This window comes from Mucilaginibacter sp. OK283 (assembly GCF_900110415.1).
In the GTDB taxonomy this organism is placed as follows: domain Bacteria; phylum Bacteroidota; class Bacteroidia; order Sphingobacteriales; family Sphingobacteriaceae; genus Mucilaginibacter.
On record NZ_FODR01000015.1, the window covers coordinates 77174 to 97718 of the forward strand.

Sequence of the window (20545 nt, forward strand, 5' to 3'; positions counted from 1 at the left end):
ATGTTACTTTGTTGCATGATTACCATAAAGGATGTTTTTGAAGATTACAAACAGCTGAACAAAGTATATGACGCTAACGAGGTAGAGTCGCTTACTTTATTAACTATCAGCCAGGTAACCAACCTGACAAAAGCATCTGTTAAAGCATTTCCGGAACGGGAGCTAAATGAGGAACAAGCCCAAAAACTAACGAATATTGTTGCCGAGCTGATAACGGGCAAGCCTATTCAATATATTTTAGGTGTTACCGAATTTTATGGACTACCGTTTAAAGTAAATACCAGCGTACTTATCCCCCGCCCCGAAACAGAAGAACTGGTAGAGTGGATATTGGCAGTTTGCAGCGGGCGGTTGGCAGTGGGCAGTTCTCAGTGGGCAGTGGGCAGTGGGCAGTGGGCAGATGGCAGGTCCCAGTCGGCGATTGGCAATGGGCAGTTTGCAGGCAGTATATTGGATATTGGCACGGGGAGCGGGTGCATTGCCATTAGCCTGAAAAAGAATTTACCACAGGCACAGGTCTCGGCAATTGATATATCCGAAGGTGCGTTGCAGACCGCAAAAGAAAATGCTGACTTAAATGATGTTCAAGTGCAATTTATCCAGGCTGATATTTTAGACGCAGCAACCACTCACCACTCACCACTCACTACTCACCACTCACCACTACTCACAACTCACCAAATCATCGTCAGTAACCCGCCCTATGTAACGCTGGACGACAAAAAACAAATGCACACCAACGTAACCGATTTTGAGCCCCATACTGCGTTGTTTGTCCCTGAGGACGATCCGCTGTTGTTTTACAGGGCTATTGCAGATTTTGCTTCGGGTAACTTAACCGTCGGGGGATATTTATTTTTTGAGATTAATGAGAGTTTAGGTAAAGAAACTGTTGAATTATTACGCGACAAACATTTTACCGATATTGAGCTACGACAAGACATGAGCGGCCGCGACAGGATGATTGGTTGCAGATGGCATGTTACTTATCCTTAACTACAATGCCCTGGTAATTGTAGTAATTACGGTAAAAAAACAGGTAAGCCACACCCAGGTTAAGCGGTATCAACACCCAAAGCAGGTGAAACATAATTACCCAAAACAACACAATAAATAAGGCCAGTATCCATTGAATATATTTATCCATGTTTAAGCCGAACCAATAAAGCAGGCAATGGAAAAGCATGGCTGTACTTAACCCTGCCAATAATAATTCCACAGCCATTAAAGGGCTAAACCGGCTAAACAGCCAAACGCTTTCGGGTATTAGCATAAAGAAATAAACACCCGCAAAATTCAGGAACAGCCTGAACCTGCTATAGGGCAGGTTACGCGAAAAACTTAGCCTCGTTTCTTCAAACCTATGCGCCTCAAATATCAAAACCACATGGGCAGTTATTACAGCCAGGATGGCTATCCCGGCCAGCCGCAAATCATTCTTCACATCGGCAAATAAATAAAAAACACCGGTTATAATTAACCACGACAATGCTTTGGTAACAAAGTATTGCACTTTAAGCTTATCAAAAACATGATAGATGTACAGGCTAATGTATGGCTTGCGCCATTTGTTGCTCAGCTTTAACAAAAAGGATTGGCTGCTGCCGTCAACCAGCCGGTTTAATATCCGTGTATATATTAGTGCGCTCCACCAAACCATGGCCACTAAAAACAAAACCATCGCGGCAGGCAGCAGATAGTAATGATGCACTACACCTACGCAAACAGCCATTACAGCGTAAATGATAACCGGGCTTAAAATAATGGCTTGTGTATAGCCCCAGCTTTTTAATTGATGCTTGCGGCTTAGCGCATTGCTGCTGTAAAATAAAAACTGCTTTTCGGGCGCCAGTAATTGCACCGATACATAGTGCCAGCTTTTAAAAACGTATAACAGCCAGCCGCCAATAACTATCGCCAACATTACCGGGCTGCTGCACATGGCCACCATTAACGATTCATGGTAGCTAATGAGCATATTGCCGGGCACACAGCCAACCAATATAAAAAAAACAAAAAGCAACACAGGCGCGTGCACCTGGTAAAAACCAAATGCAAATACTTTTACCAACACATTGCTTAACGGCTGCTTCATTACGCTATTGACTTTAAGGTTTGCCCTTCAACCAGTAGTTCGCCCGCTGCAGGCAACTCCTCAAGCTCAAGCGTTTGGTGCGATGAAAGCAGGAAGCTGGTACCTTGCTGAAGATGCCGCTCGGCAATCCAGCTGTTTAAGATTTTTAAAGATCCGGTATCAATGGTAATAAGCGGCTCATCTAACAGGATCAATTTAGGATTGCCCAGGAACGCCAACACCAGCGACAATTTTTTAAGCATCCCGCTGGAGTAAGTCCCCAAAGGCTGGCCAACGTAGCTTTGCATCTGCATGGTATCTATATAATGTTGCTCCTGCCCTTCCGGGGCGTCCTTGGCCTGCGCAAAAAGGGCAATCATCTCCTTACCAGTCAAAAATTCGGGGAACACGGGTTCAGCTTCGGCAAAGTTCACCAGTTTGCGGTAAGCCACAGGTTGTTTTTTTATGCTGATAGCGTTATCCAACAAAATATCACCATCAAAAGATAAAATACCGGCGATAGACTTTAGCAGCGTACTTTTACCCGAACCGTTAACTCCCTTTATCCAGTAAACTCCCGGACTGATGGTAAGTTCGTCTATTTTAAGCGCCGGGAAACCACCGTAGAGTTTTTTAAATTTTATGAATTGCAGCATTGTTGGTTTGATAGTAAAAGAAATGCAATGTTACACGGAGATACTTCAATTTTGTAATCAGTCAAAGTGTACCACCCTGTGCCAGGGTGTTTCAGGATGTTTCAGCCCGTGCCAGGGTGTGTCATCCCGTACCGGTACACACAGTTTGCTGGTTATATATGGTACCGAAAACAAGGGATTAATTCTGATAAATGCAAAATTCCTATATCGCTCCTTCTATCAATGTACCGTAAAATTCGCCCAGATCCATACCCGCAGCCCTAACCTGTTGCGGTATAAGGCTATTAGCAGATTGGCCTGGCGTTGTATTAATCTCAATAAAATAAAAATCGTTACTGCCTTCCAGCAAAATAAAATCAACCCGTACCATGCCTTTGCAATTGAGGCGGATATAAACTTCAGTTACAATATCGGCTATCAGTTCAACCTGTGCGGCCGGCAAATCAGCCGGGGTTACCTCTTTGGTTACGCCAGATGTGTATTTGGCTTCGTAATCAAAAAAATCTTTAGTGGTCAATATCTCTGTTGCAGGCAGCACGGTGATTTTACCATTCAGCCGGGCTATGCCAATGCTAAACTCCCGGCCTTTTATAAATTCCTCTACCAGGATCTGTTCATCTTCATGGAAGGCCTTTCTTAAAGCATCGGGCAAGCCGGCAACATTATAAACCTTGCTCATGCCTACGCTGCTGCCACCATTATTGGGTTTGATGAACAACGGAAATTTAAGCGTAGCCGCTATAATAGCCACATCATGCATATCCTTTTCAAACAGGCGCATAGAATGGGCGGTATGCAGGCCATGTATCCCATTCACTATGGTTTTAGTGTAAGCCTTGTTCATGGTAATAGCCGATGTTGTGGCATCACAGGTGTTATAAGGTATGCCCAGCATATCCAGGTACCCTTGTATTTTGCCGTCTTCGCCGGGAGTGCCGTGTATGGTGATAAAAGCAAAATCGAATTTGATTTTTTCGCCATCCAGGGTAATGCTGAAATCGTTTTTATCAACATCAACAACACCATGGGCGGCATCATGAATCCACCTGTCGCGGTTTACATAAATGGTATAAACTTTATATTTTGAGGCATCAAGGCTGGCGGCAATATTTTTGGCGCTGTTTACAGATACTTCATACTCACCGGTAAAACCACCGGCCAAAAGGGCTATATTCTTCATATTTGAGTCAGAAAGTCCGGAAGTCGGTAAAGTCCGGAAGTAAGGCTCAAATTTAATAATTATATGATGCGTCTGTAATTTAATTAGTCTTTGTCAACGACTAAAATGCGCATCGTTGCAACAAACTCCGGCTTCCCGACTTTCGGACTTTTCTGACTTTCCGACTCTCAAATCCAAAATTATCACTATGTTTGATACTTATTTGACTGTAATTATCCCTACGCATACCAATGAGCAAATTTGGTCTTTATTTAAAAACAAAATCTTTCCGTTATAACCTTTTAGGTGCAATTGTTACCGTAATTGTAGTTGTTTTAATTGCCTTTTACAGCCTGGGATATTATACTAATCATGGATCCGGGATACCTGTACCAAAGCTGAAAGGCGAGAAAATTGATCGCGCTATGGCATTATTAAAAGAGCAGGGCTTTGGCTATAAAATAGATTCGGTTTATGTTGAGGATGTTGAGCCGGGCACCATTGTAGAACAGGATCCCGATGCCGGAACCAACGTAAAAGAAGGCCGCGTAATTTATTTAACCATGGTTACATTACAGGCGCCCCCCGTGGCCCTACCCGATCTGGAACAGGCCAGCTACCGTGAAGCTACCGCTACCCTATCTAACTATGGCTTAAAAATTGGCGATACCACATACCGTTCGGATATTGCCCGCGACCGTATACTCGAAGTGCGTTTTGGAGGGGTTGTTATTAAAACGGGGGCCAAACTGCCTAAAGGATCAAAAGTGGACCTTGTTTTAGGTGATGGCGCAGGAGCAAGCGAGGTAGCCATTCCCGAGCTGATTAATCTTGATTTGGATGCGGCACGTTTTGCCATTAAAGGCGCCGGATTAACAATGGGCACAATAACATACCAGGGTTCCATAACCGACTCGACCAATGTAGTTGTAACCGCGCAATACCCCATGAGAACCGACTCGCTGAGTAAAACCAGCATAGGTACACGCATGAATATTACTGTTTCACAAGGTGCAAAAACAAATGCAGCCCCAACAAATTAATGCAGCCGAACTGCTTGCCAGGATAACCCGGGGCGAACAACTCCATTTGATAGATGTACGCGAGGCTATTGAATATCAAACCTTTAATATAGGCGGAGTTAATATCCCGCTGAGTACCCTTGCTGACAAGCTAAATAACCTGGGTTACAACAAAACCGATGAATTAATCGTTATCTGCAAAGTTGGCTTACGCAGCGAAACAGCTCAAACACTATTACTGCAAAGCGGTTATCAAAACGTTAAAAACTTAACCGGTGGGTTGATTGCCATTCAAAAAATCAGACACTAATTGGAACTAATTAAAGCGAATTGCACGAATTAAATTAATGAAAAAACACAGAGCTAACGGGTTGTCATCTGCCTCATAAAAATCAAATTAATTATCACCTTAATTTTCTAATTCATTTAAATTTAATTAGACAACATTAGTGCAATTAGTGTGATAAAAACTAAATAATTACCATTTATAGCTAATTTATCATGACTGAGAAAAAGTCAAAATCAGGACCATTAAAAAAATTCATTATCGCATTTGTAATTGTGATTGTCATCATACTGGCAGGTGTTGGTGTAAACTATTACTATAAGTATTTTGGCCCCAATGTAACTGCCAAACAGGAGTATTTATACATACATACCGGCGCAACCTATGCCGACGTAATAAAAACAGTACAAAATGAAGGTATGGTTAAAGATACCGTTACCTTTAACTGGGCGGCTGTAAATATGAACTATACACACCGGGTTAAGCCGGGCAGGTATCACCTGCACGAAGGTATGAGCAACCGCAAGCTCATTAATATGCTGGCATCCGGCACACAGGAGCCTGTACAACTGGAGTTTCATGGTTTACGGCAGAAAGAGCAATTTGCCGGTTTTGTTTCCAAAAAAATCGAGCCAGATTCGGCATCCATCATCAACTTGCTTGATTCATCGGCATATGTGGCCAAGTATGGTTTTACTACCGATAATGTGTACACCATGTTTATGCCCAACTCCTACCAAATGTACTGGAACACATCGCCCGATAAATTCTTTAAAAAGATGTATGCCAACTACGAAAAATTCTGGACACCAGAGCGTAAGCAGAAGGCCGCTGCCCTTAACCTGTCGCAACAGGAAGTATCTGTTTTGGCCTCGGTAGTTGACGCTGAGGCGTTGCATGACGACGAAATGCCGGCCATTGCAGGTTTATACCTTAACCGCCTTAAAAAAGGCATGAAACTGGAAGCAGACCCTACCGTGATCTTCGCTTTAAATGATTTTACCATCAAGCGGGTATTAAACAGGTACCTGTCATACAATTCGCCTTACAACACCTACCTGCATACAGGTTTGCCTCCCGGCCCTATCATGATGCCTTCGGTAAATGCAGTAAACGCTGTGCTCGATCATCAAAACAACGATTACATATACATGTGCGCCAAAGCCGATTTTTCGGGATATCACGCCTTTGCAAACAACGTTGCCGACCATTTAGTGAATGCCCATGCTTTTCAAAAAGCGCTTAACGAACGCAACATTAAAAGGTAATGTTTGAGCATACCACCAAAATACGGGTGCGGTACGGCGAAACCGACCAGATGGGCTATATGTACTACGGTAATTATGCCGAGTTTTATGAAGTTGGCCGCGTAGAAATGCTGCGCAGCCTTGGATTAACTTATAGCGGTATGGAACAGTCGGGCATTATGATGCCTGTGCTGGAGCTTAAATGCAAGTACCTGAAACCGGCTTTGTATGATGAGGAAATAAGCGTAAAAGTGATTATGGATAAAATGCCCGGTATCCGTATCCATTTCCGGTATGACCTAAGTAATGAAAAAGGCGATCTGATTAATACCGGCGAAACCTTACTGGTTTTCATTAATATGAAAACAAACCGTCCGTGCCTGCCGCCACAGGATTTTATAGATAAATTATTGCCTTTTTTTGAGTAAATTTGGTTAGATGAGATGGCTTCACCACTTTTTGCTGCGCTTTAGTTTTTATCAGTATATTATAGAGTGGACAAAATATATCATTTTGCCAGGTTTTCGTCCGCTGCCGTTGTATACTGTGATTGATTTTTTTATCAAGGAGATCACTAAAACCTCATTAACTAACCGCGCATACGCGCTGGCCTATAGTTTTATGCTGGCCGTATTCCCTGCCACAATCTTTTTGTTTACGCTGATCCCTTATATACCCATAAAACACTTCCAGGGGACACTACTAACCGTTTTGGCGTCAGTAATGCCCACAAACGCTTATTTAGCCTTCAGGGGGACGCTTATCGACATTATCAAGAATGAAAACGGCAAGTTGCTTTCGTTTGGTTTTTTATCAACCATGTACTTTGCTACCAATGGCGTAATTAACCTGATGAAGGCCTTCAACAAAGCATCGCTAATTACCGACCGGCGAAGCTGGCTCAAACGGCGGTTGGTTGCTACCGGAATCACGATAGCCATTAGTATGGCACTTTTTATTTCGATAGCTATTATGATCGCCGGCCAGGCCGTTATTCACTGGATTCAGCTGCACGTTAATAAAGAAAGTCATTTCTGGATCTACCCTATCATGTTGTTCCGGTGGATCATGATTGTTATTATTATTTTTATCAGCATAGCCTGGTTGTACAGATACGGCCCTGCCCATACAAAACGTTGGAACTTTGTAAATCCGGGCTCGGTACTGGCTACTGGGCTGGCTGTGCTTACGTCGCTTGGTTTTTCCTATTATATCAACAATTTCTCATCATACAACAAAGTATACGGATCAATCGGAACACTAATTGTAGTGATGCTTTGGATGTACATAAACTCGCTGATTTTGCTCATCGGGTTTGAATTAAACGCGTCGGTTGAGCTTTCAAAACGCAGTTTAAGGGTGGTAAAACCACGTTTCAACAGCTTCAGGCAGAAAAAAGCCGACCATTTTAAAAATTAATTATCTGTCTATCAAAAACTTAGCCACAAATGTTAAGAAAATGAAAAAAAATCATTTCGATACTTGTCAATCCGCTCCGGATTTGTACTTTTGTCCCCGGAGAGCTGGCAGAGTGGTCGATTGCGGCAGTCTTGAAAACTGTTGAACTGTTAAAGGTTCCTGGGGTTCGAATCCCTAGCTCTCCGCAAACAATATTCCAAATGAGTTCAAAAAGGCCTTAAATGTAAAATTTAAGGCCTTTTTTGTTTTTTCCATACCGAATTGAACCATAAGAATCTATTCTGATCGGGGCCTATTGCGAGACCTATTACCGGCTCGTAACTTACAGGTCTCGCTAAACATTGAAATATTATTTAATGAATTAGTAATCAGATTATGATCAGTACTTTATGTGTGAATTTTGCACTTAAGAAGAGCAAAATTATGGCAAATGGAACAGCGCCGATCTATTTGCGTTTAACGATTGACGGGACCCGAATTGAATTCACGACACGGCGGTATATCAGTCCCGCCCGCTGGAATGCCGCAGCCCAGAAGATGACGGGCACGAATGAAGAAGCCCGGGCATTCAAGCAATACTTAAGTTCTTTTGAGCAAAATGCCTACAATGCCTGCCGGGAATTAATCGAATCCAAAAAGCAGGTAACGGTACAGGCGCTAAAAGCTGTCTTACTGGGGACCTTTGAATCCGCAGAACAAAAGATGCTCGTTCCCATTTTTGAAGAGCACAACCGCCACGTAGCGGCCCTGGTCGGTCAGGACTATGCCAAAAGTACATTGGAGCGGTATAAAACCAGCTTAAAGCATACTATTGAATTTATGCGGTGGCATTATGGCGTACCGGATATCGATGTAAAAAAGATCGATCACAATTTTATCGCTACCTATGAATTCTATCTCCGGTCTGAAAAGAAATGCCGCAACAATACGACAGTTAAATACCTGAAGAATTTCAGAAAGATCATTAAGATCTGTTTGAACAACAGTTGGATTGACAAAGCCCCCTATGCAGGTCACTAATCAAAATTAATCGAGGTGATCCCCGCCTATGTCATCAAGCAGGAATTGCAGGCTGTAAAAGAGAAGCTTTTCGTAAGCGACAGGGTAAGCCAGGTGAGAGATATATTTCTGTTCAGTTGTTTTACGGGCCTTGCCTACGCGGACGTAAAGAAACTGAACCGATCCGAGATCAGCATTGGTATAGATGGTGAACAATGGGTTTACACGGCCAGACAAAAGACCGATACCCCATCGAGGATTCCCTTGTTACCCATCGCCCTGGAGATCATGAAGCGATACGAACATCACCCACAATGCGTCAACAAAGGACGTTTGTTACCTGTGTTAAGTAATCAAAAAATGAATGCCTATTTAAAAGAGATCGCGGACCTGTTAACCCCAATGTCAGTCTTTTGACGAAAACATAGCTGGTGTTGCACTTGGTTATGCTGACTTTACCAGGCTTACCATCTTTTATAAAAAATTAAAATACGGTCGTCGAAATGCGCTTCGGGCTATCAGACACGATGCGAATATGCCCCATAAAATACAAGCTTTTGACGATCAAGTGTTTAGTATTTTTTTTAAGCCATCAAAAATCGTTCATCAATAATTCATGATAATTTAATATTATTACATCTCAAGCAGGCACCCGCCTGCATTGTGATAAGGTTTAGGTTTAAGTCCCCGGCGGCGAGCGCTTAGGGGACTTTATTTTGCCTGGCCGCCAAAACACCCCCTGCTTTTGCAATATTTTGAGATGTAGATTTTTAGCTTTTTTAGTAAGTAACTCATAAACCTGCTGCCAGCCTGGCCCGTCTGCAAAAGCACCGTAAACCAGTGCCACATTCCGAACGTGCGTTTTATCCTGCGCTCTTACCGGGATAGAAAACAGGAATGACAGGAACAATATCATCAAGCAAATTGCTTTTGTCTGATAAGAAATATTTAATGTTTTCATAGCTTTTATTTTATAGCCGTCGTTGTCGTCCTCAATTCAGGTTTCTGAATTCTTTCGGAGGCTGACCGACCTTGTTTTTAAAAATCTTTGAGAAGTGAGAGGGGTGCTCGAAGCCGAGTTCATAAGCGATTTCGCTGATCGACCTTTCTGTACTCCGTAGTAAGGCTTTGCTTTATCAATTAATTTCAAATGGATGTGCTCCTGTGTCGACTTGCCGGTGTATTTACTTAACAGGTCGGAAAGGTAATTGGCTGATAAATTTAAGTGCGAGGCAAAATACTTTACATCCGGAACACCTGTTTCGATCAGCGAGTCCTGGGCAAAATGATCATTTAAAAGTCTTTCAAATTTTTCAACGAGATCATTTCCTGCTTTTACCCTTGTCAAGAACTGCCGGTCATAAAACCTCGAACAGTAAGATAAAAGCAATTCAAGGTTTGTCAAGATCAAATTATGCGAATGTTTATCGAGGTTGTTTCCGATCTCTTTGCCGACGTTGCGCAAACAATCTTCCAGGACATTCTTTTCAGCGTCTGAAATATGCAGGCACTCATTGGCGTCATAACCGAAGAAAGAGTACTCGAATAGCTTACGACCTCTGCCGGTTGCATTTAAAAAATCAGGATGTATATAAATTGCCCAGCCCTCTACTTTGTTTTCGCCCCCCGAAGTCAGCGACACAGTTGTACAATCATTTTTCGCTGGAGAAATGACCAGGCAAAATGCGGGTGACAAAAATGTAAACATCGGCGCGATATGGGTTTCTGACGACTATTTTAAGACGTTGGAAATGACCTTCGCTGCAGGGAACAATTTCAGAGGCGTCAGGAAAAGCGAAACGCTGCATGTAATCGTAAATGAAGCGATGGTTAGGCGTATCGATCTAAAATACCGTGTTAACCAAGCAATAACCATCAATTTCAATAAAACACAGGTAAAGATCATTGGTGTGGTAAGAGATGCGCTGATGGATTCGCCTTACAGGCCAGTGGAGCCCGCCGTTTTCGGGCATAACCCCTTCGACTATGTGGTGACGTACCGGCTTGCGAAAAACGCGCATATAGCATATATATACCGCTATTGACAAGATCGCGAAGATATTTGAAAAATATAACCCGGCTTACCCATACCAGTACAAACATTCAGATCATCGATGGCTAACCCGATAAAAAGTTTGCATAGTGACTATAAATACGGCTCAAATAAATTCAACAGACAGATCGTCCTGTTAATGGATGGAAGTGGAATGAGTATTTATTTACTTTTTTTTCGATTTCACCTTATTCCTGTACAGGCATGCAAAAACTGCTTGATAGTAACCGCCGGAATTGTTACAGTGCTGGTCCGGCTCAGTCTGGCAATATTGATACCCCTAAAGTATCCCCGGTCATCAAATAGCGGGCCGCCGCATTCATATGGTTTCATTGGGGCATCGTTAATAAATACGCGATCAAATCCGTCTCTTCTGAGGCTTTTACCGCCTGCAAACTGTTCGGCCGGATGATTGAACACCTTTTGGGGCGGATACTTTAAAACCACTGCTTTAATATACTTTTTGCCATTTCTCATAATACCAACTACAGTGGTATCGCCGGCGCGGTATTTTTGTAGGGCTTTGATAAAATCAAGCGGATCGTCGGCCGTATGCCCGTCAACAGTTAATACCTGATCGTCAATTTTTAAACCGGCGGCTTCGGCTGCGCTATTTGGTTGAATATAGGTAAAAACAAGGTCATCAGCCTTAATATTGGTAACGGCTCCTATATATCCATAACTGGTTATTTTAGGGAGCTTTATTAGCATACTTCCCAAAACGCAGACCCTGCCGGACGAGTCTGGTCTTGGCGCTATCAATAACCTGCCCAGATCATTGAAAGTTATGCTATCAGCCTTCAATAAACTGTATTTGATTCCCTTACCTATATTTTTGGCCGGCAGCAGCAACGCCAGATCATTGGCCCGGTTTCTGGCGATTATTGTGGCGCCGATCATTTGGCCATTGGCCAATACAATTGTGGGATCCTCTCCAACCATCGAGCTTTTGCTCAGCAAAACTGTTTTCCCGGAAAATTGCTTCTTTATCGCATTGCCATCTAATAAAAATGCAGTGCCCAAAATTAATTGCTGTTTTCCATCAACAAGGCTTTTTATTTTAACGCAGCTTAACTTTGCCTCAATAGCGGCTTTATTAAAGATAGCACTGAGGCTATTAACTGAAGGAATAACAGCTATGGACATCGTTTGTGCATCGCCTGTAAAAGCATCGGTATCTGCAGGCAATGAGGTATAATTTTCGGCCCTGCTTAAAGCGTTCCAATATTTGCGGTACGTATCAACAGGTATTTCATAATTAATATCTTCAGGCACTTCAATACCGCTGTGTATGCCAATAACACGCCCAAGTAAGTCAAACAACGGGCCGCCGGAATCACCGGGCTCCATGATACAGGTAGACTGTACAAATCCGTGTTTGTTTTTTAAAACACTGATATGCCCAAATCTGACATTAGGCCGGCGCTGTTCCAGGCTTTCGGGATAGGCAATACTGATACAAGGCTGACCAACAGTTAATGACGATGACCATCCCAACACCGCAAAAGGCCAGGGACCCTTATCAAGAATTTTTAGCATGGCCGCATCAGGAAGCATAAACGTGGGTGGTATTGATATACGGCCTAACCCACGCGCAGTGCATTCCTTTCCATCAGGAAACATTACTTTATATGTTTTGCCGGGTGTTACCACATGCGCCGCACTCAAAATTTCCCCGCCGTTACTTACTACCACACCGCTAAACTGCGCGCTCATCCGGTTGCCCGACTCGGCATCAATCTCCCACATTAGTACCGACGCATCATAGCTTTTAGCAACTGCACCTGAAATGTACGCCGATAAGGCCTTACTGTTACCAACATCCTTGCCTATACGAGGTTGCTGAGCCTTTACATTTATAGTTATTGCTAAAAGCTGTAAAAGTATTACAGATAAAAACTTGTACTTATACATAGAAAGCTTAAAAACGAGGTTGAAAAAAAGGAAGCCGGTAACAAGCCGGCTTCCGGGTAACTAACTAAATTAAACTGATCATTCTGCCTAAAGGTTTCTTTAAATCCGGCATGCTGTACGCTCCAGGTTTATTAATACTTATTATCGCTTTTTACGGGTTAAACTGCTTTGTCAATGCAGTTTCTATCTGCGTACCATCCGGGTTTATCAACATCACTCTTCCATCCTTACCTAAAATTATAACAAACGGCACCGATTGAATCCCCAATACATTCATCAACACCGACGCATCTTTTCCGTTTTCGTATTTATCAATAGCCTGCAGCCAGGGCATTGCTTCTTTAAGCATTGCCGTTTTCCAGGCTTTATTATTCTGATCGATAGATACACTTAAAATATCAAAACCCTTAGCACCGTATAGCTGATAAAGTGTCTTCAGGCGTGGAATTGATGCCCGGCATGGCATACACCACGACGCCCAAAAATCAACAAGTACTACTTTACCTTTTAATGTGGCCAGGTTTACGGTTGCCCCATCGGCAGTTTGCAGACTCAAGTTAGGCAGTGGCTTCCCAATTGCCAAGTTGTCATTTTGTTTGATAACGGTATCTGCACTTCCGGTAATTGCTGCCTGAGCTTTTGTTGCTAAGGCAAGCAGGCAAAGCAATAACAAACAATTTTTAAGAACCTTGGCATTAAACGTCTTTTTACTCATATCACTGTTACTACAACAATTTTCTTTTTGGGCGGAAAACATTTATTGTTGTCGCAAACCTGATAAAACAAACTACACCTAATAACCATACCCGGTTTTAATGCCGATGCATCAACGGCTGTTTTAAAGCTGGCCTTATTTTCCCAAACAAACATGCCCTCGCCACCTATCAACGGAGTCCCCGCTGAGCTTTGCCATTCGCTGCTTTTAACGCCTTCGGGCAATTCAATACTTGGCTGTGTTACAATAAAGGGGCTGTCCTGTGGCACATAAGCGTAAATGTGCCATCCTTTTAATATGGCAGCATCAATTTCCACATTTTTTTTACCTACATCGCCGGCTACAATTTGCGCACTTATAACAACCGGATCGGCCAGGGTAGGCACGGCTACATTTACCAGCTTAACATTTGTTGAATTAGTTGGTTTAATGGCCGTAGTTGCAGTTTTGTAAGTATTCACCATAAATTTAAAACCGCCAGACTCGGTATAGTAAAGGTTTGGCTTGTTTTTGGTTAGCCATGTTTTCCATTCGGCAGCGGTTGCAAACTTCGCTGTAGTGTACCGCTCTAAAACTCTTTTCGCAAGTGCAGTGTCCTGGCCTTTTTCCCATAATTGAATGCATTTTTCGAGCAGTTCAACTTTACGGTTGGAAATACCCAGTTTTTGTGCATCGGCATCCACCTGCAACGAGTATGGATCGGCCGGATAAAAGTATTCCAAATTATCCCGGTAGTACCTGTGGTAAGCATTGGTGTTGGTATCAAATTTAGCTACCATGTCACTTCCTGTCCAATCCTTTAAGTAATCGGCAAAGCTTTCTACATCATTGGTTACCGGCATGTGCAGCAGACCTTCGTTACCCCGTCCAATATCCTCTCCTTTGGCTTTCCGGCTTCTCAACTCCTCCTGCATTTTAAGCAGGCGGGCGTTGCCTTCTTTTCGGGCTATCAAAGCCTTGTTATATAAATCTTTATCGGTTCGGTAAAGCATTTCATCAACCCATTCCCGGTTCTCAATCTGCACCTTTTTCATGATGGGCGGCTGATGGTCAAACTTTTTGATATAGCATACGGCGTTTACAAACACGTCCTTAGCCTCGTCGGTCATGTGATTGGGCGATGCCGAAAAACCCCACATAAAGTAATTACCATGCCTACCCAAAGCAACCGCTTCGGCATTTTTAAGGCAAACACCACCAGAGATCGATTCGGCATCCGGCGAATCGTTAAAACCTTCGCCATGAGCAACCATCCCGATAATGTATTTATCCTTAGATGTTGGATCATCTTTGACCACTTTCCACATTGGCATTTCTTTTGGTGTTTTAGCGCCCTGGAAACCGTTGTAAAAAGATCCCGGCGTAGACCTGGTTACTAATGTAAGTTTAACCCTAACGGGCGTATTAAATATCGGATGACTTGTTTTTATGTTCAATGCATCGTCTTCCAGGCACTGGCAATACCAATCAAACTTCAGGCCGATAGGCATGCCCACATTTGGAGCCATCTCGTGCATCAATATCATTGGGCGATTGAATCCGACCGGTAGTTTTACCGGCCCGGCATCCATAATAGTAACATCAACCTTGTCAGACATCGCTGCATTGTAGTCCCTTACATCTACTACCTCAACTTTGCTAAAACGTATTAGCAAAAAGGCTTTAAAATCGGCCATGCGGGTTTTCCAGGCCTCGTTAATAGCCGCTGCCGAGGTGCTGTAGTAATTAATGTGCTCTGGCTTAGCTTTAGCAGGGTCGTAACCAACGTATAAAACGCTGAGCGACATTTTATCTAACCCTGATTTGCCATTCTTTGCATAAGAAATTCCCTGGATAAGCAGCAGCAATAAAGGGATCAACAAGATCTTTTTCATCGCGTATTTAATTTTTAAATATTTCGGCCAGTTTGGCGTTCAGCGTTTCGTCGCGCAGGGTATTGCCTATTATTTTTCCATCTTTGTCCAACAAAAAGCTTTGTGGCACCGCCCTGACGCCGTACAACCTGCCTACGGCATTGTTCCAGCCCTTTAAGTCGGATACGTGAATCCATGGCAATCCATCTTTTTTAATCGCGTCAATCCATTTTTCTTTTACGTTATCAAGCGATACCGAAATAATTTCAAACCCTTTATCTTTATAAAGCTGGTATTGTTTAACCAGGTTGGGGTTACCGGCCCGACACGGCGAGCACCAGCTTGCCCAAAATTCAACCAGTACATATTTCCCGTTCAGATCGGCCAGTGAAACAGGTTTGCCCTCCACATTATTCTGTGTAAAAGCAGGTGCCTGTACTCCAATGCCGGTAATACCGGCCGCTTCTATGCGCTGCTGCAGTTCTTTGCCTATGTCGGTATTACGCAAATCGACATTCAAGGCATTAAAAACCGGCCCAACCTTTTTCACATCTACATGTGTACCTGCCGACTCGGACAGTGCCACCAAACCGAAATAGGAATTGGGATTATTTTTGGCAAACTCAAACTGCTTTTGCTCCCTTTTAGCAATATTGCGGCGATACCTGGCATCTACAGCCTTTACAAAAGCAGTATCCTTTTGCTGCTCCGGGCTTGCCGCCGAAAACTCGGCGTTAACTGCTTTGGTAAGCGCCATAATGGTACCTCCTATTTGCTGGTTGTATGCCTCAAATTCGTCATAAACCTTTGAACCGGTTACTTTAGCATTTACCAACGAATCGGCAGAGGAGAATACCATGTTCTCTTTGCCGAAGTAGATGTAAACCACATCGGCCCCCGGCGCGTAAATAGCATGAGGTTTCCCCTGGCCAGTATGATCAAGAGACATGCGCGACGTAACAATACCGCTAACAATGCCCGTGAACTTAAAACTGCCATTAGCAACCACGCACGAATCTTCGTGACTAACGCCATTATCCATGTAGTCGAGATAAACTTTGGCGGGTTTGTCCAGTTTGCCTATCTGGCCGCTTACACTAAAATTTGATTTTTGCGCCATTGCCATAGCCGGCAACAACATGGCAATTGTTAATAATTTGATTTTCATAGTTGTATAGTTGGCTTTAATTGAAATTGAAATTCCGGCGGCCATTGGCAGGATAAGGTATTTTATATTTTGAGGTACATTTTCCATAATAAAATCGAATTGCTTTATTTAATAACAATATCAACAGGCGCACCAGGAATACCTGTTATGGTGTTAACGATGTTACCCATTTTGGAAGTGCTTATATCAAGAGTGTAAACAGTGCCGCTTGCACCAACCGTCAACGTGTTATCATCCAGGCTTATCTTCATCATAGATACTGTCTTCCCTCCCAAATTGGCATCCAGCACCCTCAGGTCCTCATTAATGGGATTGTAACGATAAATTTTATCGTTTGATGAAAAGTAAAACACATTTATGCGGTTGGCCACCCATATGGTATTGTCGTTAACTAATGATGCACCTTTGAAAGGTCTTTTACCTAAACCTTTAAAGGTTCTGTCGTTACCCATGGGATAGGCAAAATTCAGCTCGGTTACGGTGGTACCCGTCTTAAAGAACGCATAAGATGAGCCCGCTTCTGCTGCCTTCATAAAAATTAAGTTATCCAGGCCAACATTTGTAGGATCGAAGCCCTTGTTCAGCGTATCAATTTTATAATTTTTGCCGGCGTAAGTGCCATCACCGCCGAATGAGATAAAGGATTTTGAAGTAACATCATAACCCAGGAAATAAGAGCTGCCATGATAAAAATATTTTGACATATTATAATTGCCGGCCTGCTCATTGGCAAACTTTCCGTAATCATCGGCAAAGGGCGCTGTAGATGATACACCTACATACAACTTACCATTAATAACCCCCGTAGGCACAGTACCCATTTGTACGGGCCCTAAAAATGGTTCAAGGTAGCCGGTGGTTATTGATGCAGGCGGTGTAAAAAACTGTGCCGAAAAATCTGTTTTACGCAATAATGTGCTGGCATCAACCACTACCCCGCTTTTGCCTGGCTCGTTACAAAGTATCCAATACTCTTCTTTGGTATTGGGCTGATAAGGTAGCGGCTTTGAGTAATAAAGCTGAACAGGCGTTGCAGGCAATGTTTGTTTATTAAGCGCCTGGTAAATATCGGCCAGCACTGTTTTATCGGGCTTAACAAATGATACCTTAGTTGCGCCGTTATCATTACTTAGCACAATACTGCCGGCCGAAAACTGAGTGGTTCCTGTTATTTTAAAGTCGTAGTTATAAAACAGCCCGTTTCTTTTATCGGTAATAGTAAGCTTACAAGCCCTATCGCCCGGGCCAAGGTTGTAAACCGTTTTTAGCGGGTAGCCTTTGTAACTTACTTCGGTTAACAATTCCTGCACAGTAATATGCCATTCAAAATCCAGGTCTTTTAAAGGATCGGCACCGGCAAGCGTTACTGTGGGCTTAATGGTTAAGGTATCGCCCAGTAAGGCGGCAAACGTTTTATTGGCCAGGCCGGTAACAACCGGTTCAGATGGCGGCGAATAATTATAGTTGCCCAGGTCCTTTTTACAGGATGTATAAACAGCCGCCACTAACGCCAGTACATATATTATTTTAAATTTCATGATCGTTTATTTAGTTAATAGTGATCTGTTTACTGTTTTCGTCTACAAAAAAATACTTATCAACCTGTGCATAATACTTTAAGTAGAATTTTTTATCGGGCGATGAAGAACTGTAAAAATCATAGTCCTTGCTGCCATCGGTCCTTTTGGTTAATACATAACCTTTTTCGGCATGGCGGGCAACCCATGCAAACGGATCATTTATAAATGTGCGGGTGTTATCAATGTAATAAAGCGTTCTCGGAATTTGCAGAAAAGCGTTCGGCTTAGACATATCAACCAAATCAACCGTACCCGATGAGATCAGGAAAAGCTGGTGCTTAACCCTGCTGTAATCGCCCAGCTGGCCTTGCCAGTATATCCACCAGCCCGGTTGTTCTAAACGTGCCGAGTAATAAACAGATTTTGACCGGAGCGCCAAAGGCAGCGACGAATTAAAATCGGTACCGCCCGATACGCGCAAAGCCAGGTTTACCGAACTGCTGGCCAGCGCCGGGTCGGTATTCTTTATAATTACCGGCACGCGTGTGGTACCCGAATCGGCAGGCATAACGTAAAAAGGCTTCAATGCTTCGTAATGAACGCCAACCCTGGCTGTAGTATTAGAATCTACAACGCTTAGCACAAACTGCCGATTGTGGTTAACCCTTAAACCCGAGATAATAACGGGAACCCAAACGGTATCTTTAGATAAGGTAGGATTGTAAGCAAATGAGTAAGTTAATGCCGAGGTATCCTGATTGCCATCTTTGTCCTTATAATTCAAATAAATGTTGTCCTTTGAGTTATAAACCAGCTTAGCATCCTTTTTGCATCCAAAAAGAATGGTGGCAGCAAATAAAACGTAAAATATATTTCTTTTCATAATCTATATCGTTTTCAATATTATGTGTTGTTTAAACTGTAGCCCGCAAGGCAACCGCAACCGCGCAGGCGTTTAAAATCAATGATTATAGGTTAACTCATCATCGGGTACAGGAAACACGAATATGTTGTTAGATGCCGGGTAGATAAGGCCGCTTGGCGCCACTATATCCAGGTTTAAGCGCTTGTACATAAAAAATATCTGGCTTTCTCCGTAAAACTCCTTGCGGCACTCCTTTACCAGTTGATTAATAAAGGATGTTTTGTTTAACGTTGTTGGCAACAAATCAATAATACCACGGTGCGTACGTACGGTATTTAAATAACCAATGGCTTTTACCGGGTCGGTATCATAGGTAGCTTCTGCTGCTATGTAGTACATTTCTGTTAGCCGCAGCGCCGGCGCGATAAGCGGATGCAGGTTGACGAGCGGCGCGGTATTGGTAGTATACTTAATAAGATAGCTGCGGTTGGGCGTTACATCTGTAACTGTCGAAAACCATTGCCGATATCGCCAGTCTTCGGCACCAATGCTGCTTTTTTCATAAATATTATCTAATTGCAAAGGTGTCGGCTGGTACGGCGCAACATTGGGAGCTGTAAACAGGGCCACCATCATGTTAACCTCGTCTGTTGTTTGTATATACCAGCCAAAAGTAAGCTCGGGATAAAAAATCTTATCTCTTTGCTGTACGCTGGTATTAAAGGCATCCTCCTGTGCCGTCCATGGAAATTTATTGGCGGTTATTACATCATTTGCGTTGCTCAATGCGTTTGGAAAATCGCCTTTGTACAGGTAAACCCTTGCCAGTTCGGCACATACTGCGTAATAATTGAGCCTGTGCCTCCTGTTTTGCAAAAACAGAGTATTGCTGCTTGTTTCTGTTTGCTTTTTGCCGGTAAAACCACCGGGGTAAGTTTTGTTAGGGTAACCAACCACGTAACCGGCAGCAATAATTGGATCGGTATTGCTTAACAATGTACGGGCGCTGCGTAAATCGATAATAGCCATATTAAGCGCATCCTGTACAGATAAAAACGGCGTGCTTTTGATACCAACCGTTGTTACGTACGGAATGCCCTTGCCAGCCGGGCTATATTTATAGGAGTTGGCAAACATCCTCAACAAATCAAAATGAAGATATGCCCGCAAGGCAAGCGCTTCGCCTTTAATTATGCTGTAGTTATTACCCGAGAAAATGCCTTTTTGCTTATCTATCTGCTCAAGTATCTGGTTACAGTTACCTATGGCGCTGTAGGCAGCTGTCCATATGGTGCTGTTTTTATCCTTCAAAACATCGTCCTTATATTTAAAAGAAGCTATTTTCTGGTAAGTAACATTGCTGAATGTATAGTTTTGCGCCATAATATCCAGGTTGCTAACGGTTAAATTACCGCCATATAAATTGCCACCCGCGCATGCAGTGTAAACCCCGTTAAGGGCTTCCTGGAAACCGGTTTCGGTACTAAACAACTGTTCTTTGGTTACATCAGACTCTGGCTGCACATCAAGAAACTTTTTACATGATGTAAATACCAGCAATGGAATTATAAATATTAAATATCTTTTCATGTTTA

The 20545-nt window shown here is 43.0% G+C and carries 21 protein-coding genes and 1 tRNA gene; 10 read left to right on the forward strand and 12 right to left on the reverse strand.

The genetic code is table 11. The features are described 5' to 3' along the window. The first annotated feature begins 15 nt into the window (after positions 1 to 15). Entirely contained in the window at positions 16 to 996 is a 981-nt protein-coding gene (prmC, locus tag BMX56_RS26255; protein WP_090652685.1) for a peptide chain release factor N(5)-glutamine methyltransferase, read from the forward strand. On the opposite strand, the gene BMX56_RS26260 is transcribed toward prmC, so the two are convergent. From BMX56_RS26260 to BMX56_RS26270, 3 genes are all read right to left on the reverse strand, one after another. After that, entirely contained in the window at positions 983 to 2095 is a 1113-nt protein-coding gene (locus tag BMX56_RS26260) for a hypothetical protein (protein WP_090652686.1), read from the reverse strand. The genes prmC and BMX56_RS26260 overlap by 14 nt on opposite strands. Next, positions 2095 to 2730 (reverse strand): ABC transporter ATP-binding protein, encoded by a 636-nt coding sequence (locus tag BMX56_RS26265; protein ID WP_090652687.1) that lies wholly within the window; start codon positions 2728 to 2730, stop codon positions 2095 to 2097. Before BMX56_RS26265 ends, BMX56_RS26260 begins: the two co-directional genes overlap by 1 nt. A gap of 202 nt (positions 2731 to 2932) precedes the next feature. Beyond that, on the reverse strand, positions 2933 to 3910 hold the full coding sequence (locus BMX56_RS26270) for a D-alanine--D-alanine ligase (protein ID WP_090652688.1): 978 nt from the start codon (positions 3908 to 3910) through the stop codon (positions 2933 to 2935). Positions 3911 to 4140: 230 nt separating this feature from the next. Here BMX56_RS26270 and BMX56_RS26275 point away from each other — a divergent pair, with 230 nt between their 5' ends. From BMX56_RS26275 to BMX56_RS26305, 8 genes are all read left to right on the forward strand, one after another. Continuing rightward, entirely contained in the window at positions 4141 to 4932 is a 792-nt protein-coding gene (locus BMX56_RS26275) for a PASTA domain-containing protein (RefSeq protein WP_090652689.1), read from the forward strand. After that, positions 4913 to 5221, forward strand: coding sequence for a rhodanese-like domain-containing protein (locus BMX56_RS26280; protein WP_090652690.1), 309 nt, complete (start codon positions 4913 to 4915; stop codon positions 5219 to 5221). Before BMX56_RS26275 ends, BMX56_RS26280 begins: the two co-directional genes overlap by 20 nt. A gap of 191 nt (positions 5222 to 5412) precedes the next feature. Beyond that, complete coding sequence (mltG, locus tag BMX56_RS26285; RefSeq protein ID WP_090652691.1) at positions 5413 to 6465, forward strand: endolytic transglycosylase MltG; 1053 nt, start codon at positions 5413 to 5415, stop codon at positions 6463 to 6465. Next, complete coding sequence (locus BMX56_RS26290; protein WP_090652692.1) at positions 6465 to 6872, forward strand: acyl-CoA thioesterase; 408 nt, start codon at positions 6465 to 6467, stop codon at positions 6870 to 6872. The genes mltG and BMX56_RS26290 overlap by 1 nt, the downstream gene beginning before the upstream one ends. 10 nt (positions 6873 to 6882) lie before the next feature. After that, positions 6883 to 7863 carry a YihY/virulence factor BrkB family protein gene (locus BMX56_RS26295; RefSeq protein WP_090652693.1) on the forward strand — a complete coding sequence of 327 codons (981 nt, stop codon included), beginning with the start codon at positions 6883 to 6885 and terminating at the stop codon, positions 7861 to 7863. A gap of 98 nt (positions 7864 to 7961) precedes the next feature. After that, a tRNA-Ser gene (locus BMX56_RS30290) sits at positions 7962 to 8048 on the forward strand. A gap of 190 nt (positions 8049 to 8238) precedes the next feature. Next, positions 8239 to 8883: a phage integrase SAM-like domain and Arm DNA-binding domain-containing protein gene (locus tag BMX56_RS26300; protein ID WP_090652694.1), complete on the forward strand. Its 645-nt coding sequence runs from the start codon at positions 8239 to 8241 to the stop codon at positions 8881 to 8883. A gap of 15 nt (positions 8884 to 8898) precedes the next feature. Further along, positions 8899 to 9279 carry a site-specific integrase gene (locus tag BMX56_RS26305; RefSeq protein ID WP_090652695.1) on the forward strand — a complete coding sequence of 127 codons (381 nt, stop codon included), beginning with the start codon at positions 8899 to 8901 and terminating at the stop codon, positions 9277 to 9279. 262 nt (positions 9280 to 9541) lie between these two features. Here BMX56_RS26305 and BMX56_RS26310 read toward each other — a convergent pair whose 3' ends face one another. Next, positions 9542 to 9823, reverse strand: a complete 282-nt coding sequence (locus tag BMX56_RS26310) for a hypothetical protein (RefSeq protein ID WP_143065536.1) — start codon at positions 9821 to 9823, stop codon at positions 9542 to 9544. Between the two features lie 31 nt (positions 9824 to 9854). Further along, the gene (locus BMX56_RS30715) at positions 9855 to 9962 is read right to left on the reverse strand and encodes a helix-turn-helix domain-containing protein (protein WP_218152493.1); all 108 of its coding nucleotides are present in this window, start codon (positions 9960 to 9962) and stop codon (positions 9855 to 9857) included. Positions 9963 to 10532: 570 nt separating this feature from the next. Between BMX56_RS30715 and BMX56_RS26320 the strand changes: the two genes are divergently transcribed. Then, positions 10533 to 10907 carry an ABC transporter permease gene (locus tag BMX56_RS26320; protein WP_177183926.1) on the forward strand — a complete coding sequence of 125 codons (375 nt, stop codon included), beginning with the start codon at positions 10533 to 10535 and terminating at the stop codon, positions 10905 to 10907. Between the two features lie 191 nt (positions 10908 to 11098). Here BMX56_RS26320 and BMX56_RS26325 read toward each other — a convergent pair whose 3' ends face one another. The 7 genes from BMX56_RS26325 to BMX56_RS26355 all read right to left on the reverse strand — a co-directional run bounded on the left by BMX56_RS26325 (position 11099) and on the right by BMX56_RS26355 (position 20540). Further along, positions 11099 to 12829, reverse strand: coding sequence for a trypsin-like peptidase domain-containing protein (locus tag BMX56_RS26325; RefSeq protein WP_090652698.1), 1731 nt, complete (start codon positions 12827 to 12829; stop codon positions 11099 to 11101). A gap of 151 nt (positions 12830 to 12980) precedes the next feature. Then, entirely contained in the window at positions 12981 to 13544 is a 564-nt protein-coding gene (locus BMX56_RS26330; RefSeq protein WP_255369926.1) for a TlpA family protein disulfide reductase, read from the reverse strand. Then, positions 13541 to 15418, reverse strand: coding sequence for a protein-disulfide reductase DsbD domain-containing protein (locus BMX56_RS26335; protein ID WP_090652700.1), 1878 nt, complete (start codon positions 15416 to 15418; stop codon positions 13541 to 13543). Before BMX56_RS26335 ends, BMX56_RS26330 begins: the two co-directional genes overlap by 4 nt. A gap of 7 nt (positions 15419 to 15425) precedes the next feature. Continuing rightward, positions 15426 to 16565 (reverse strand): TlpA disulfide reductase family protein, encoded by a 1140-nt coding sequence (locus BMX56_RS26340; RefSeq protein ID WP_090652759.1) that lies wholly within the window; start codon positions 16563 to 16565, stop codon positions 15426 to 15428. A gap of 104 nt (positions 16566 to 16669) precedes the next feature. Beyond that, complete coding sequence (locus BMX56_RS26345; protein WP_090652701.1) at positions 16670 to 18103, reverse strand: PKD-like family lipoprotein; 1434 nt, start codon at positions 18101 to 18103, stop codon at positions 16670 to 16672. Between the two features lie 10 nt (positions 18104 to 18113). Continuing rightward, entirely contained in the window at positions 18114 to 18968 is an 855-nt protein-coding gene (locus BMX56_RS26350; RefSeq protein WP_090652702.1) for a DUF4843 domain-containing protein, read from the reverse strand. Positions 18969 to 19046: 78 nt separating this feature from the next. Further along, positions 19047 to 20540, reverse strand: a complete 1494-nt coding sequence (locus BMX56_RS26355) for a RagB/SusD family nutrient uptake outer membrane protein (protein ID WP_090652703.1) — start codon at positions 20538 to 20540, stop codon at positions 19047 to 19049. Positions 20541 to 20545: the final 5 nt, after the last annotated feature.

Excerpts from the sequence above, each read along its gene's own strand:
- BMX56_RS26295 (WP_090652693.1), top strand. The coding sequence starts at position 6,883 with ATGAGATGGCTTCACCACTTTTTGCTGCGCTTTAGTTTTTATCAGTAT.
- BMX56_RS26350 (WP_090652702.1), bottom strand. The coding sequence starts at position 18,968 with ATGAAAAGAAATATATTTTACGTTTTATTTGCTGCCACCATTCTTTTT.
- BMX56_RS26325 (WP_090652698.1), bottom strand. The coding sequence starts at position 12,829 with ATGTATAAGTACAAGTTTTTATCTGTAATACTTTTACAGCTTTTAGCA.
- BMX56_RS26320 (WP_177183926.1), top strand. The coding sequence starts at position 10,533 with ATGACCAGGCAAAATGCGGGTGACAAAAATGTAAACATCGGCGCGATA.
- BMX56_RS26330 (WP_255369926.1), bottom strand. The coding sequence starts at position 13,544 with ATGAGTAAAAAGACGTTTAATGCCAAGGTTCTTAAAAATTGTTTGTTA.
- BMX56_RS26280 (WP_090652690.1), top strand. The coding sequence starts at position 4,913 with ATGCAGCCCCAACAAATTAATGCAGCCGAACTGCTTGCCAGGATAACC.
- BMX56_RS26300 (WP_090652694.1), top strand. The coding sequence starts at position 8,239 with ATGATCAGTACTTTATGTGTGAATTTTGCACTTAAGAAGAGCAAAATT.
- mltG (WP_090652691.1), top strand. The coding sequence starts at position 5,413 with ATGACTGAGAAAAAGTCAAAATCAGGACCATTAAAAAAATTCATTATC.
- BMX56_RS26260 (WP_090652686.1), bottom strand. The coding sequence starts at position 2,095 with ATGAAGCAGCCGTTAAGCAATGTGTTGGTAAAAGTATTTGCATTTGGT.
- BMX56_RS26310 (WP_143065536.1), bottom strand. The coding sequence starts at position 9,823 with ATGAAAACATTAAATATTTCTTATCAGACAAAAGCAATTTGCTTGATG.
- BMX56_RS26340 (WP_090652759.1), bottom strand. The coding sequence starts at position 16,565 with ATGAAAATCAAATTATTAACAATTGCCATGTTGTTGCCGGCTATGGCA.
- BMX56_RS26290 (WP_090652692.1), top strand. The coding sequence starts at position 6,465 with ATGTTTGAGCATACCACCAAAATACGGGTGCGGTACGGCGAAACCGAC.
- BMX56_RS26355 (WP_090652703.1), bottom strand. The coding sequence starts at position 20,540 with ATGAAAAGATATTTAATATTTATAATTCCATTGCTGGTATTTACATCA.
- BMX56_RS26345 (WP_090652701.1), bottom strand. The coding sequence starts at position 18,103 with ATGAAATTTAAAATAATATATGTACTGGCGTTAGTGGCGGCTGTTTAT.
- prmC (WP_090652685.1), top strand. The coding sequence starts at position 16 with ATGATTACCATAAAGGATGTTTTTGAAGATTACAAACAGCTGAACAAA.
- BMX56_RS26335 (WP_090652700.1), bottom strand. The coding sequence starts at position 15,418 with ATGAAAAAGATCTTGTTGATCCCTTTATTGCTGCTGCTTATCCAGGGA.
- BMX56_RS26265 (WP_090652687.1), bottom strand. The coding sequence starts at position 2,730 with ATGCTGCAATTCATAAAATTTAAAAAACTCTACGGTGGTTTCCCGGCG.
- BMX56_RS26275 (WP_090652689.1), top strand. The coding sequence starts at position 4,141 with ATGAGCAAATTTGGTCTTTATTTAAAAACAAAATCTTTCCGTTATAAC.
- BMX56_RS26270 (WP_090652688.1), bottom strand. The coding sequence starts at position 3,910 with ATGAAGAATATAGCCCTTTTGGCCGGTGGTTTTACCGGTGAGTATGAA.